General features: G+C 63.0%; 14 protein-coding genes. 11 read left to right on the top strand and 3 right to left on the bottom strand.

All coding sequences use genetic code 11. The annotated features are described in order from the left end of the window. Positions 1–112: 112 nt before the first annotated feature. Entirely contained in the window at positions 113–3,037 is a 2,925-nt protein-coding gene (locus Q1W26_RS20770) for an Rne/Rng family ribonuclease (RefSeq protein ID WP_300444604.1), read from the bottom strand. Positions 3,038–3,587: 550 nt separating this feature from the next. Between Q1W26_RS20770 and Q1W26_RS20775 the strand changes: the two genes are divergently transcribed. Genes Q1W26_RS20775 through Q1W26_RS20785 form a run of 3 tightly spaced genes read left to right on the top strand, consistent with a single transcriptional unit; the run spans position 3,588 to position 5,522 of the window. Further along, positions 3,588–4,538 (top strand): RluA family pseudouridine synthase, encoded by a 951-nt coding sequence (locus tag Q1W26_RS20775; RefSeq protein WP_300444607.1) that lies wholly within the window; start codon positions 3,588–3,590, stop codon positions 4,536–4,538. A gap of 4 nt (positions 4,539–4,542) precedes the next feature. Continuing rightward, a complete protein-coding gene (locus Q1W26_RS20780) occupies positions 4,543–5,199 on the top strand; it encodes an HAD-IA family hydrolase (RefSeq protein ID WP_300444688.1) in 657 nt (218 codons plus the stop codon). Next, positions 5,196–5,522 carry a Rieske 2Fe-2S domain-containing protein gene (locus tag Q1W26_RS20785; RefSeq protein ID WP_300444610.1) on the top strand — a complete coding sequence of 109 codons (327 nt, stop codon included), beginning with the start codon at positions 5,196–5,198 and terminating at the stop codon, positions 5,520–5,522. The genes Q1W26_RS20780 and Q1W26_RS20785 overlap by 4 nt, the downstream gene beginning before the upstream one ends. A gap of 9 nt (positions 5,523–5,531) precedes the next feature. Here Q1W26_RS20785 and Q1W26_RS20790 read toward each other — a convergent pair whose 3' ends face one another. Together Q1W26_RS20790 and Q1W26_RS20795 are read right to left on the bottom strand one after the other, a co-directional pair. Then, positions 5,532–6,245: an SAM-dependent methyltransferase gene (locus tag Q1W26_RS20790; RefSeq protein WP_300444613.1), complete on the bottom strand. Its 714-nt coding sequence runs from the start codon at positions 6,243–6,245 to the stop codon at positions 5,532–5,534. A gap of 2 nt (positions 6,246–6,247) precedes the next feature. After that, positions 6,248–6,823, bottom strand: coding sequence for a Maf family nucleotide pyrophosphatase (locus Q1W26_RS20795; protein WP_300444616.1), 576 nt, complete (start codon positions 6,821–6,823; stop codon positions 6,248–6,250). A gap of 90 nt (positions 6,824–6,913) precedes the next feature. On the opposite strand from Q1W26_RS20795, the gene Q1W26_RS20800 reads away from it, so the two are divergent. From Q1W26_RS20800 to fabF, 8 genes are all read left to right on the top strand, one after another. Then, positions 6,914–7,408, top strand: a complete 495-nt coding sequence (locus Q1W26_RS20800; protein WP_300444618.1) for a YceD family protein — start codon at positions 6,914–6,916, stop codon at positions 7,406–7,408. Between the two features lie 22 nt (positions 7,409–7,430). Then, a complete protein-coding gene (gene rpmF / locus Q1W26_RS20805; RefSeq protein WP_299866254.1) occupies positions 7,431–7,610 on the top strand; it encodes a 50S ribosomal protein L32 in 180 nt (59 codons plus the stop codon). An 89-nt stretch (positions 7,611–7,699) separates the two neighbouring features. Next, positions 7,700–8,713, top strand: a complete 1,014-nt coding sequence (gene plsX / locus Q1W26_RS20810) for a phosphate acyltransferase PlsX (protein WP_300444621.1) — start codon at positions 7,700–7,702, stop codon at positions 8,711–8,713. Then, entirely contained in the window at positions 8,710–9,675 is a 966-nt protein-coding gene (locus Q1W26_RS20815; RefSeq protein ID WP_300444624.1) for a beta-ketoacyl-ACP synthase III, read from the top strand. Before plsX ends, Q1W26_RS20815 begins: the two co-directional genes overlap by 4 nt. A 33-nt stretch (positions 9,676–9,708) precedes the next feature. After that, positions 9,709–10,644 carry an ACP S-malonyltransferase gene (fabD, locus tag Q1W26_RS20820; RefSeq protein WP_300444626.1) on the top strand — a complete coding sequence of 312 codons (936 nt, stop codon included), beginning with the start codon at positions 9,709–9,711 and terminating at the stop codon, positions 10,642–10,644. Beyond that, positions 10,641–11,390, top strand: a complete 750-nt coding sequence (gene fabG / locus Q1W26_RS20825) for a 3-oxoacyl-ACP reductase FabG (protein ID WP_300444629.1) — start codon at positions 10,641–10,643, stop codon at positions 11,388–11,390. The genes fabD and fabG overlap by 4 nt, the downstream gene beginning before the upstream one ends. Before the next feature lie 87 nt (positions 11,391–11,477). Then, positions 11,478–11,717, top strand: coding sequence for an acyl carrier protein (acpP, locus tag Q1W26_RS20830; RefSeq protein WP_300444632.1), 240 nt, complete (start codon positions 11,478–11,480; stop codon positions 11,715–11,717). Between the two features lie 18 nt (positions 11,718–11,735). Further along, positions 11,736–12,971, top strand: coding sequence for a beta-ketoacyl-ACP synthase II (gene fabF / locus Q1W26_RS20835; RefSeq protein WP_300444635.1), 1,236 nt, complete (start codon positions 11,736–11,738; stop codon positions 12,969–12,971). Position 12,972 lies beyond the last annotated feature (1 nt).

Below are 12,972 nucleotides of genomic sequence, written 5' to 3' on the forward strand. Positions count from 1 at the left end.
CATTGACGCTTCCTTGCTGCGGCAAAAAAGTGTCAACCTATTTCAGGACGGGTCATTGAAATAAAAAAGGCCAGTCCCGCGGGACTGGCCTTTTTGCTGGGCGTCGGCCGGCTTACTTCGGGCCGGTTTCAACCTGGACGAGCGGCTCGTCTGCGACAACCGGTGCGCGGTTGCGGCGACGACGGACCGGCTGGACCGGCTCGGACGGGGTTTCGGGCTGGAAAGCCTTCACGGCCTCGGCACGGGTCTCGATCATCACGAGGCCGCTGCCCTCGAGCGCAGAGGACAGGTCCGCCGGTGCGCTGGCGGGTGCCTTGGCGACGCTTTCGACCACCACCGGCGCTGCAGTCACGGTTTCTTCAACCGTGGCGACCGCTTCGCTCGTCGGGGCTTCGACGGGCGCAGCCTCGACAGGGGCGGCTTCCACGGGCTGGGCATCGACCACCGGTGCGGGGGTTTCGGCCTTGTGCGCGGCGGCGACGGCTTGCTCGATCAGATCGGGCGCAACAACGGCTTCGACGACGACCGGCAGGGCTTCTACCGGGGCCGGCTCAACGGCGGCGGGTGCTTCGACCACCGGGGTTTCTGCGGCGGCAGGGGCGATGGCTTCGGCAACGGCAGCCGGCGCCTCGACAACTGCCGGCGCTTCGACGACCGGGGCGGCTTCCACGACCGGGGTCGCTTCGGCTTGAGCGGCTTCGACGGCAGGCTGGGCCTGTTCGCCGATTTCCAGTTCGCCCTGGCTGGCGGCTTCGGTGCTGCCACCTTCCTCGTTGCGACGACCACCACGACGACCGCGACGGCTGCGGCGGCTGCGTTCGGCGTTGGCTTCACCTTCGGCTGCCGTGCCTGCTGCGGCTTCGGTGGAGGCGACGGCGGCTACCGCGGCGACGGCCGTGACCTGCTCGGCGCTGGCTGCGACGCCTTCGGCTTCGGCGGGCTTGGGCTGGTTGTTGCGGTTGCGACCACGACCTTCACCGCGCTCGCCACGTTCGGGGCGCTCGCCTCTTTCGGCGCGTTCACCGCGCTCTGCACGCTCGCCACGTTCCTGGCGTTCGCCGCGCTCGCGTTGCGGCTTCTCGCGCTGCTCGCCCTGGGCTTCGACAGGGGCCGTGCGGTTGTTGTCGCGACCTTCACGACCTTCACGACCTTCGCGGGTTTCCCGGTTGTCGCCCCGTTCTTCTCTCTGACCGTCACGCTGACCATCGCGGCGACCGCGGCCACCTCCTTCGCGACCGTCACGACGGCCGTTACGCTCGTTGCGCGGGCGGGATTCGCGGCGCGGGGTTTCCGGCTGCACGACCACCGGAGCTGGCTCGGGTTCTTTTTCGCCACGGAAGAACGCGAAGATGCGGGCCAGCAGACCAGGCTGGCTTTCCGGCACGGGAGCCGGGGCCGGAGCAACCCTGGCTTCGACGATCGGAGCCGGCTGGTCCGGCGTGATGCCCTTGACGGCAGCTTCCTGGCGGGCCGGGCGGTCGGTATTGGCCGACGGCGGGGTGTAGGTTTCGTCGGCCGGCTTGGTCGCCATCCGGTAGCTGGGGATGGCGCCTTCTTCCAGGTTGAGCTGGTCGTGACGCAGGCGGATGATTTCGTGGTGGGGCGTTTCGAGGTGGCGGTTGGGGATCAGCACCAGGCCGACCTTGTGGCGCACTTCGATCTTTGCGATGTCGTCGCGCTTCTCGTTGAGCAGGAAGGTGGCCACGTCGACCGGAACCTGGCAGTGCAGGGCGCCGGTGTTGTCTTTCATGGCTTCCTCTTCGAGGATGCGCAGGATGTGCAGGGCCGACGATTCGGTGCTGCGGATGTGGCCGGTGCCGTTGCAGCGCGGGCAGGGGATGTAGCTGGTTTCGGCGAGGGCCGGGCGCAGGCGCTGGCGCGACAGTTCGAGCAGGCCGAAGCGGCTGATCTTGCCGGTTTGGACACGGGCACGGTCGTAGCGCAGCGCGTCGCGCAGGCGGTTCTCGACTTCGCGCTGGTTCTTCTGCGACTCCATGTCGATGAAGTCGATGACGATCAGGCCGCCAAGGTCGCGCAGACGCAGCTGGCGGGCCACTTCATCGGCGGCTTCGCAGTTGGTCTTGAAGGCGGTTTCCTCGATGTCGGCACCGCGGGTGGCGCGACCGGAGTTCACGTCCACCGAAACCAGGGCTTCGGTGTGGTCGATCACGATGGCGCCGCCGGAGGGCAGGCTGACCTGGCGTGAATACGCGGATTCGATCTGGTGTTCGATCTGGAAACGCGAGAACAGCGGCACGTCGTCGTGATAACGCTTCACGCGGTTCACGTTCTGCGGCATCACGTGGGCCATGAACTGGCGCGCCTGTTCGTACACGTCGTCGGTGTCGATCAGGATTTCGCCGATGTCCGGCTGGAAGTAATCACGGATGGCGCGGATGACAAGGCTGCCTTCCTGGTAAATCAGGAATGCGCCGGTCTGCGAGCCGGCGGCGCCGTCGACGGCGGTCCACAGTTGCAGCAGGTAGTTCAGGTCCCATTGCAGCTCTTCGGCGTTGCGGCCGATGGCTGCGGTACGGGCGATCAGACTCATCCCGCCGGGCACTTCGAGCTGGTCCATGACGTCACGCAGTTCGGCGCGCTCGTCACCCTCGACGCGGCGCGAAACACCGCCGCCACGGGGGTTGTTGGGCATCAGCACAAGGTAGCGGCCCGCCAGCGAGACAAACGTGGTGAGGGCGGCGCCCTTGTTGCCACGCTCGTCCTTTTCGACCTGGACGATCAGCTCCTGGCCTTCCTTCAGGGCTTCCTTGATGGAAGCACGGCTGGCGTCGACGCCAGGCTGGAAATAGGCGCGGGAGATTTCCTTGAACGGCAGGAAGCCGTGGCGCTCGGCGCCGTAGTCGACAAAAGCGGCTTCGAGACTGGGCTCGATGCGCGTGATGACGGCTTTGTAGATGTTGCTTTTACGTTGTTCCTTGGCGGCCGATTCAATGTCGAGATCGATCAGTTTCTGACCGTCGACAATGGCAACGCGGAGTTCCTCGGCCTGCGTCGCGTTGAAGAGCATGCGCTTCATTCGTCTTTTTCTCCCGCGCGGCACACGGGCAGGACGAAGCGCGCCACCCGCTTAACAGCGGTGACTTAGTTTGGCGTTAACGCGACTATCCTTCATCGGGGGTATCAAACTAAAACGGGTGGCGGGATTCGTCTATTGAACCCTGAACCGCGATGTTCGCTGAGGGGTTGCGAAGAACCTGCTGCGTCGCCTGGTCTCGCAATCCGGGACGGGCCGTACTCGCGGGTACGACGGCGTTCCTGGTTGCGACCTCGGGCCTGCTTGCAGGGCCATCTTCGCGACCCCCGGTTTCAGGGCCATTAATCTGCGTGTGCGACTGTGCGCAATTGGTACAAGTTTATTGTCGAATACAGTACCATCGCCCTCTTTTTGTCTGGCGACGGACCTTCCTTTGGTTTTCCGGGAGCGGGTAAGTTGCTGGACTCATCCAGCGTTAAGTCGCTCCGGCGCGGCGCCGGCTGGTGTTGAATCTCTGAACAACACACTGTCAGGCAGGCGCGACGCATCAGGACCGAAAAACCGTCCAACAGTATATTTCAAAAAGATGGCCTTGAGTAAAACCCCCGCAGTGAGTCACACCCGCGTGGATGAAGGCAGTGCCGGGCAGCGCATCGACAACTTTCTTGTTCGCGTTTGCAAGGGGGTGCCGAAGAGTCACATCTACCGCATCCTGCGAAGCGGCGAGGTGCGCGTGAACAGCCGCCGGGTGGATCAGACCTATCGCCTACAGATGGGTGACGAGGTGCGCATTCCGCCGATCCGTCTGGCCGAGAAGGAGGCTGCGGCGCCGGTGCCGGTCGGAAAGCCTTTCGATATCGTCTTCGAGGACGAGGCGCTGCTGGTCCTCGACAAGCCCGCCGGCCTGGCTGTTCATGGGGGGAGTGGCGTGAGTTTCGGGGTGATCGAGCAGTTGCGCCGGCAGCGCCCGGAGGCGAAGTTCCTCGAACTCGTTCATCGCCTCGACCGGGAAACCTCGGGCCTTCTGATCGTCGCCAAGAAGCGCAGTGCGCTGACTGTGCTCCACGACATGATGCGCGATGGTCGGGTGCAGAAGCGCTACCTCACGATGGTGGCGGGCCGCTGGCTGAACACGCTCCAGCACATCAAGCAGCCGCTTCTGAAGTACCTGATCGACAACGGCGAGCGCCGCGTCAGCGTGAATCCGGAGGGCAAGCCGGCCCACAGCATCGTGCGGCTGGTGAAGCGCTGGCAGGGCTACAGCCTGGTCGAGGTGGAATTGAAAACCGGGCGTACGCACCAGATTCGCGTGCACCTCACCCATGCGGGCTTCCCCTTGTGCGGCGACGACAAGTACGGGGATTTTGCCCTCAACAAGCAGCTGGAAAAGGAAGGGCTCAAGCGCATGTTCCTGCATGCCGCCAGGCTGGCCTTCCATCATCCGCTGACTGATCAGCTGATCGAGCTTGCGTCGCCGTTGCCGGCCGAGCTGGAAGGGTTTGTCGCGTATGTCGAACAGAGTCGGGAGAGGGAGTATGGGTAAGGCTTTGGCAAAGCGTTTTGAACTGATCGTCTTCGACTGGGACGGCACCTTGCTGGATTCCGCAGCGGCCATCGTTCATGCAATCCAGGCGGCCAGCGCCGATCTGGGTTTGCCGGTGCCTACCGACGCCCGCGCCCGCCACGTGATCGGGCTTGGCTTGTCGGATGCGTTGCATCACGCCGTGCCGGAGTTGCCGGTGGAGGCGTATCCGCAGATGGTCGAGCGTTACCGTCACCACTATTTGTCGAGCGATCACGAGCTCACGCTTTTCGACGGTACCGTCGAACTCATCGCAGAGCTGCACGGCAGGGGGCATCTGCTGGCGGTGGCCACCGGCAAGAGCCGCAACGGGCTTGATCGGGCGCTGGGGTTTTCGGGGCTCGGGCAGTATTTCCATGCCACCCGCTGTGCTGATGAGTGTTTTTCCAAACCACATCCGGCGATGCTCCATGAATTGATGGAGGAGCTTGGTGTGGCCGCCGGGTCCTGCCTGATGATCGGTGATACCACCCATGATCTGCTGATGGCGAAGAATGCCGGGGTAGCCGGGCTGGCCGTGAGTTTCGGTGCCCATCCGGTGAGTCAGCTCCAGGCTGAGGTACCACTGGCCTGCGTTCATACGCCGGCCGAGTTGCGTGCCTGGCTTGAGGCTAACGCATGATTTGCACCTCCGCCGAGCTGCAGGACGGCGGCGATGGCGTCAGATTTACCGTGGTGCGTCCCGGGGGTGAGCGTGCAGCTTTTGTGGTGCGCTTCGATGGGAAGGTTTACGCCTACCTGAATCGCTGTGCTCATGTGCCCATCGAGCTGGACTGGCTGCCGGGCCGCTTTTTCGACGATTCGCGCCGGTATCTGATTTGCGCAACGCACGGTGCCATGTATGCACCCGACAGCGGGCGCTGCGTGGCGGGGCCGTGCCGGAACGGGCGGCTGGAAGTGCTGCCGGTCGTCGAGTGCGACGGGGGTGTTTTTCTGGTCGGGTGATGGCGCCGGTCAGCCGGCGAGCAGCAGGAATACCGTAGGCCGCTTTGCCAGATCTGGCGCAGCGGCCTTTTTCCATTCGGCGATCCGCCGGGTGACGATCCACTCGCTTTCGACGGTCAGGTCGCGGGCGATGCAGAGGCGGGTTTCCGGCCCGCAGGTGCTGCGCAGCGCCTCGAACATGCGGTCGTTGCGATAGGGGGTTTCGATGAACAGCTGGGTGCGCGAGAGGCGCGCTGATTCGGCTTCGAGTTCCTTGATGCGCTTTTTGCGGGCTTCTTCGTCCACGGGCAGATAGCCGTGAAAGGCGAAGCTCTGGCCGTTTAGGCCGGAGGCCATCAGCGCAAGCAGCAGTGAGGATGGCCCGACCATCGGCACGACGCGGATGCCCGCTTCGTGGGCGCGGCGGACGAGGAGGGCACCCGGGTCGGCTACTGCCGGGCAGCCGGCCTCCGACATCAGGCCTGCATCCCGGCCGGCCAGCAGCGGAGCGAGAAGGGTGTCGAGATCGGCCGGGCCGGGCTTTTCGGGTAGTTCGCGGATGTCGAGCTCACGCATGGGGCGCGGGTGCTCAAAGCGCTTGAGTTCGGCGCGGGCCGTGCGCGCGTTCTCGACGACAAAGTAGTCGAGGCTGCGCGCCCGGGCGCCGACTTCGGCCGGCGTTGTCAGGCCGGTCGAAGCCGGGCCGAGGCTGACGGGAATCAGGTAGAGGGTTCCGCTTGTCATGGTTACGGCAGCACCACGCCTTCGTTGCGCAGCATGCGTGCCAGTGCGATCAGCGGCAGGCCGACAAGGGCGTTGGGGTCGTCGCCACGGAGCGCGTCGAGGAGCGTGATGCCCAGTCCTTCGGACTTGGCGCTGCCGGCGCAGTCGAGCGGGCGCTCTTTCTCGACGTAGCGCACGATCTCGTCGTCGGACAGCGTGCGGAAGCGGACTTCGGTTGGTACGGCATCCACCTGGACATGGCCGCTGCGGGTGTTGAGCACAGCCAGTGCGGTGTGGAAGGTCACCGTCCGGCCGCTCATGGACTTGAGCTGGGCGATGGCGCGCTCGACGGTGCCGGGCTTGCCGAAGCGGGCGTCGTCCATATAGGCAACCTGATCGCTGCCGATAATGAGTGCGTCCTTGAACTGCCCGGCAACCGCCCTGGCCTTTTCGACGGCCAGGCGTTCGGCGGTGGCCCAGGGGGCTTCGTCGGGCAGCGGGCTTTCATCCAGATCCGGGCGGGCGACGTCGAAGGGCAGGCCGAAGCGCTGCAGGAGTTCACGGCGATAGGCCGACGTGGAGGCGAGGACGAGTTTCATGAGCGGGGCGGGCGTCGTTCCGATATTGTCGGGCGGCGCGTTAAGCAGGGTTTTGACACAGGCAGCCGAAAATAATATCATGCCGCGCTTATGTCGCAAGAACGCTTCGTGATCGACCTTCGGGCGCTGGCCAAAGATGGACGTCGCCTTGATGGCGAGGTGCCTGTCATCCAGCTCGGCCGTTTGGCTGAGTCGGTGCAGGAACCTACCGGAACCGTGATTTTCGGGTTTCAGGGTGAGCGTGACGACGAGGGCAAGCTTTACGTTGATCTGGAAATCCGGAGTGATCTGGTTTTGCAGTGTCAGCGGTGCCTCGACGCCATGGTCTGGCCCTGTGAAGTGCAGAATCGGCTCCTGCTTCTCCGCCCCGGTGAGCAACCGCCGGAGGATGAGCTGGAAAACGACGCGGTGGATGCCCTCGAGGTTGAGCCGCTGACCGACCTGCTGGCCTTGGTGGAGGATGAGGTGCTGCTGGCCTTGCCGCTGGTGCCCCGTCACGAAAGTTGCGAACCGCCGGTCAAGTCCGGCGTCGATGAAGAGATTTCGCCCTTCGCCGTTCTGCGCCAGTTGCGCGGCAAGGTTTAAAGTATTCCTCAAGGAGTTTTTCATGGCTGTCCAACAGAACAAGAAGTCCCCGTCCAAGCGCGGTATGCACCGCTCCCACGATTTCCTCGTGGCTCCCCCGCTGGCCATCGAGCCGACCACCGGCGAAGTGCACCTGCGTCACCACGTTTCGCCGTCCGGCGTTTACCGTGGCAAGAAGGTCGCCAAGGCCAAGGGCGAGTAATTCTCCCGCTTGAAAAACGGCGCGACGCCTTCGGGTGATCGCGCCGTTTTTACAACGATTCTGCAAAACTCCTTCTCTGATTGCGCCGAATGACTGTCACCCTGGCTATTGACTGCATGGGGGGCGATCACGGCCCTTCGGTAACCGTTCCGGCTGCTCTGCATTTCTTGCGGGCCGACCGTGATACCCGGATTGTGCTCGTAGGGCGTCCGGAGGCGATTGAGCCGCACCTGGGCACGGCGCTTGCCGAGTTCGGCGAGAGACTGCGCATTCAGCGCGCGTCGGAGGTCGTCGGCATGGACGAGCCTCCAGCTTTGGCCATGCGCAGCAAGAAGGATTCCTCGATGCGCGTGGCGGTTGACCTTGTCAAGTCCGGCGACGCGCAGGCTGCGGTTTCGGCTGGCAACACGGGGGCGCTCATGGCGATCTCCCGTTTTGTGCTGAAGACGCTTCCGGGCATCGACCGCCCTGCAATCTGCAGCACGCTGCCCACCTTGCGCGGCCAGACCCACGTCCTCGATCTCGGCGCCAACGTCGATTGTTCGCCCGAGCACCTCCTCCAGTTCGCTATCATGGGTGCCATGCTGGTGGCGGCCGTCGAGCACAACGAGCGGCCGAGTGTCGGCCTCCTGAATATCGGCGAAGAAGACATCAAGGGCAACGAGACGGTCAAGCAAGCCGCGGTGCTGCTGCGCAACAGCGGTCTTAACTTCTACGGTAACGTGGAAGGCAATGACATTTACAAAGGCACCGTCGATGTCGTCGTGTGTGACGGCTTTGTGGGTAACGTGGCCCTCAAGACGTCCGAAGGTCTTGCCCAGATGATGGCGACCTTCCTGCGCGAGCAGTTCTCGCGCAACTGGATGACCAAGCTGGCGGCGGTCTTTGCGATGTCGGCCCTGAAGGGTTTCAAGCACAAGGTCGACTCCCGTCGCTACAATGGCGCGGCGCTATTGGGTTTGCGGGGCGTGGTGGTCAAGAGCCACGGCTCGGCGGATGCTTTTGCCTTTGAGCAGGCCATTTGCCGGGCTTCCGAAGCGGCGCGCAACCGGCTGATCGAACGCATCAGCGAACGAATGGAACGTGAAAGGTCCGAGGGATGATCCATGCACGAGTGATCGGCACAGGCAGTTTTTTGCCCGGCGAGCCGGTGAGCAACAGCGATCTGGTCGCGCGTGGCATCGAGACGTCCGACGACTGGATCGTCGAACGTACCGGTATCAGAATGCGACATCTGGCTGCACCGGATGTCACGGCCAGTCAGCTGGCCTACGAGGCCAGTGTGCGTGCGATTGCCGCTGCGGGTTGCCAGCCTTCCGACATCGACCTGATCATCGTCGCCACATCGACGCCTGATTACATCTTTCCGAGTACGGCGGCGCTGTTGCAGGCACGTCTTGGCATCGTCAATGGCGGCGCCGCGTTCGATCTGCAGGCGGTCTGTACCGGCTTTGCCTACGCGCTTGCAACCGCCGAGAAATTCATTCGCTCCGGCAGCAACCAGCGTGCGCTGGTTGTGGGTGCCGAGGTCTTCTCGCGCATTCTTGACTGGAACGACCGTGGTACCTGTGTGCTCTTCGGTGACGGGGCCGGTGCGGTGGTGCTGGAGGCGTCCGACAAGCCCGGCATTCTGGCCACGGCGCTGCATGCCGACGGCAGTCACAATTCCATCCTGAATGTGCCTGGGCAGGTGAATCGCGGTGAGATCACCGGCGATCCATTCCTGCGCATGGATGGCCAGGCCGTCTTCAAGTTTGCAGTCCGGGCGCTCAGCGACGTTGCCCGTGAGGTGGTGGAGCAGGCCGGGCTCGGGATCGACGATGTGGACTGGCTGATTCCCCACCAGGCCAATATCCGGATCATGCAGGCTACCGCCAAGCGCCTCGGCGTGCCGCCGGAAAAGGTGATTGCCACCGTCGGTGAGCATGGCAACACGTCGGCGGCCTCGATTCCGCTGGCGCTCGATCTGGCCGTTCGTGACGGACGCATCCAGCGCGGGCAGAAAATCCTGCTCGAAGGGGTTGGCGGCGGCTTCACCTGGGGCGCCGTGCTCCTCGAGTTCTGAGAATCAGTCATAGCCACTTAAGGACGGGGATTGATGAATTTCGCTTTTGTTTTTCCGGGTCAGGGTTCCCAGTCGGTCGGAATGATGGCCGCCTACGGAGATTCCGCGGTTATCCGTGAAACCTTCGCTGAAGCTTCGGCTGCACTCGGAGAGGATCTCTGGCAGATGGTGGCTGATGGTCCCGCCGAACTGCTCGCACAAACCGTCAACACCCAGCCGCTGATGCTGACTGCCGGTATCGCCGTATATCGTGAATGGATCGCCCGCGGCGGTGCCGTGCCGGCATTGGTCGCCGGGCACAGTCTTGGCGAGTATTCGGCGCTCGTGGCTGCTGGTGCGCTCGACTTTCAGGATGCGGTCAAGCTCGTCCGTCTGCGTGCTCAGGCAATGCAGGAGGCCGTCCCGCAAGGCGAGGGGGCCATGGCGGCGCTGCTGGGTCTCGACGAGGCTCAGGCGGTGGAGGCCTGTGCCGAAGCGGCACAAGGTGAGGTGGTTTCGGCCGCCAATCTCAATTCTCCCGGTCAGATCGTCATCGCCGGTTCGCGTGCTGCTGTCGAGAGGGCGATCGTTGCTGCCAAGGCGCGGGGCGCCAAGCGCGGTGTCTTGCTGCCCGTGAGCGCGCCCTTCCACTGTGCGCTGATGAAGCCTGCCGCCGAACGACTGCAGCAACGCCTCGCCGAAATCGAAGTCCGGGTGCCGTCGATTGCCGTGCTCAACAACGTGGACGTGGCCGTCGAAGATCAGCCTGCGCGCATCAAGGACGCACTGGTACGTCAGGCCTATTCGCCGGTGCGCTGGATCGAGACGGTGCAGGAGATCGCCCGTCGCGGTTCAACCCACGTTTTCGAATGCGGCCCGGGCAAGGTTCTGGCCGGCATGACCAAGCGTATCGAGGGCAGCCTGCAGGGCGGTGCGATTGCCGATGCAGCCAGTCTCGCAGACATTCTCCAGACGACGGAGGCGGCATGACACAGGTTTTGCAGGGACAGGTAGCGCTGGTGACCGGCGCTTCACGCGGTATTGGCCGGGCGATCGCCCTTGAGTTGGGGCGTCTTGGTGCCACCGTGGTAGGTACGGCCACCTCGCCAGCCGGCGCCGCTGACATCCAGGCCGGGCTCGAGGCCGCAGGCGTTGCCGGTCGCGGACTGGCGCTGGATGTGACCGATGCGGCGGCCTGCGAGGCTGCGATCGGCGAAATCGAGAAGGCGTTCGGTGCGGTTGCCATCCTCGTGAATAATGCGGGCATCACCCGTGACAACCTCTCGATGCGCATGAAGGATTCCGAGTGGGATGCGGTGCTCGATACCAATCTCAAGTCGGTTTTTCGCATGTCCAGACTTGTCATGCGCGGCATGATGAAGGCCCGGAATGGCCGGATCATCAACATCACGTCCGTGGTCGGGAGCTCGGGCAACCCTGGTCAGGCCAACTACGCGGCCGCCAAGGCGGGCGTCGCAGGCATGAGCCGTGCGCTGGCCCAGGAGCTGGGTAGCCGCAACATCACGGTCAATTGTGTCGCACCGGGCTTCATTGATACCGACATGACCAAGGAACTGCCCGAAGCCCAACGGGAAGCACTGCAGGGCAAGATTGCCCTCGGTCGCCTCGGCAAGCCGGAAGAAATTGCAGCGGTGGTAGGCTTTCTGGCCTCCCCGGCCGCATCCTATGTGACGGGTGCCACCCTTCACGTGAATGGCGGCATGTACATGGCGTAAATCTCGCCGTACTGGCGAGGGTGCGTGTTTTTGGTAGAATGCGGGGGTTTTGAATTCACCCCGCTCAATCAGCGAAGGAGTTGCTATATGGAAAATCTTGAACAGCGCGTCAAAAAAATCGTTGCCGAACAACTTGGCGTTAACGAATCCGAAATCAAGAACGAATCGTCCTTCGTGGATGATCTCGGCGCCGACTCCCTCGACACCGTCGAGCTGGTGATGGCCCTTGAAGAAGAATTCGAGTGCGAAATCCCTGACGAAGAAGCCGAAAAGATCACCAGCGTTCAGCAGGCGATCGACTACGTTTCCGCCCACCTCAAGAAGTAAGACTCGCAGGAGCCTGCCTTGTCCCGTCGCAGAGTTGTCGTAACCGGCCTTGGCGTTGTTTCGCCGGTCGGTAATACCGTTCCTGAAGCCTGGGATGCCATCACCAACGGGCGTTCGGGCATCGGTCAGATTACCCGTTTCGACACCTCTGCCTTTTCGGCGAAAATTGCCGGAGAGGTAAAGGGCTTCGATATTGGCGCCTACCTTTCTCCGAAGGAAGCGCGTCGGATGGATGGTTTCATCCACTACGGTCTCGCTGCGGGTATTCAGGCTTTCCGGGACTCCGGGATCGAAGTGACGGAAGCCAATGCCCACCGGTTCGGCGTGAATATCGGTTCCGGCATTGGCGGTCTGCCGATGATCGAGAATACCCACGACGATTTTCTGGCAGGTGGTCCGCGCAAGATTTCGCCCTTCTTCATTCCTGGCACGATCATCAACATGATTTCCGGCAACCTGTCGATCATGTTGGGTCTCAAGGGGCCGAACCTGGCCGTGGTCACGGCCTGTACCACCGGTCTGCACGCGATTGGCATGAGCGCGCGCATGATCGAGTACGGTGATGCGGACATGATGGTTTGCGGTGGTGCCGAATCAACGGTGACGCCTCTCGCTGTCGGCGGTTTCGCTTCGGCAAAAGCCCTGTCCACGCGCAATGACGATCCTGCAACGGCCAGCCGGCCGTGGGATAAGGATCGTGACGGTTTTGTGCTTGGTGAAGGCGCTGGGGTGCTGGTGTTGGAAGAGTACGAACACGCAGTCAAGCGCGGTGCGCGTATCTACGCCGAAATTGCCGGTTTTGGCATGAGCGGTGATGCATACCACATGACCGCTCCGGATACCGACGGGCCGCGACGCAGTATGGTCAATGCGCTGCAGAACGCCAGGGTCAATCCCGACGAGGTGCAGTACCTCAATGCCCATGGCACCTCGACACCGCTGGGTGACAAAAACGAAACCGAGGCTATCAAGCTGGCGTTTGGTGCCGATGTTGCCAAGTCGCTGGTGGTGAACTCCACCAAGTCGATGACGGGCCACCTTCTTGGTGGAGCGGGTGGCCTTGAATCCGTGCTGACGGCCCTGGCTGTTTATCACCAGGTGTCGCCGCCGACGATCAACATCTTCGAGCAGGATCCGGAGTGTGATCTCGATTATTGTGCAAACATTGCCCGGCCAATGAAGATTGACGTGGCAGTCAAGAACAATTTCGGGTTTGGCGGTACCAACGGTACCTTGGTGTTCAGGAAGGTTTGAC

The sequence above is a fragment of the Zoogloea sp. genome (genome assembly GCF_030157465.1).
In the GTDB taxonomy this organism is placed as follows: Bacteria; Pseudomonadota; Gammaproteobacteria; order Burkholderiales; family Rhodocyclaceae; genus Zoogloea.

Coding starts and splice junctions, on each gene's coding strand:
- Q1W26_RS20770 (WP_300444604.1), bottom strand. CDS start 3,037: ATGAAGCGCATGCTCTTCAACGCGACGCAGGCCGAGGAACTCCGCGTT.
- Q1W26_RS20785 (WP_300444610.1), top strand. CDS start 5,196: ATGATTTGCACCTCCGCCGAGCTGCAGGACGGCGGCGATGGCGTCAGA.
- Q1W26_RS20790 (WP_300444613.1), bottom strand. CDS start 6,245: ATGACAAGCGGAACCCTCTACCTGATTCCCGTCAGCCTCGGCCCGGCT.
- Q1W26_RS20795 (WP_300444616.1), bottom strand. CDS start 6,823: ATGAAACTCGTCCTCGCCTCCACGTCGGCCTATCGCCGTGAACTCCTG.
- Q1W26_RS20800 (WP_300444618.1), top strand. CDS start 6,914: ATGTCGCAAGAACGCTTCGTGATCGACCTTCGGGCGCTGGCCAAAGAT.
- rpmF (WP_299866254.1), top strand. CDS start 7,431: ATGGCTGTCCAACAGAACAAGAAGTCCCCGTCCAAGCGCGGTATGCAC.
- plsX (WP_300444621.1), top strand. CDS start 7,700: ATGACTGTCACCCTGGCTATTGACTGCATGGGGGGCGATCACGGCCCT.
- Q1W26_RS20815 (WP_300444624.1), top strand. CDS start 8,710: ATGATCCATGCACGAGTGATCGGCACAGGCAGTTTTTTGCCCGGCGAG.
- fabD (WP_300444626.1), top strand. CDS start 9,709: ATGAATTTCGCTTTTGTTTTTCCGGGTCAGGGTTCCCAGTCGGTCGGA.
- fabG (WP_300444629.1), top strand. CDS start 10,641: ATGACACAGGTTTTGCAGGGACAGGTAGCGCTGGTGACCGGCGCTTCA.
- acpP (WP_300444632.1), top strand. CDS start 11,478: ATGGAAAATCTTGAACAGCGCGTCAAAAAAATCGTTGCCGAACAACTT.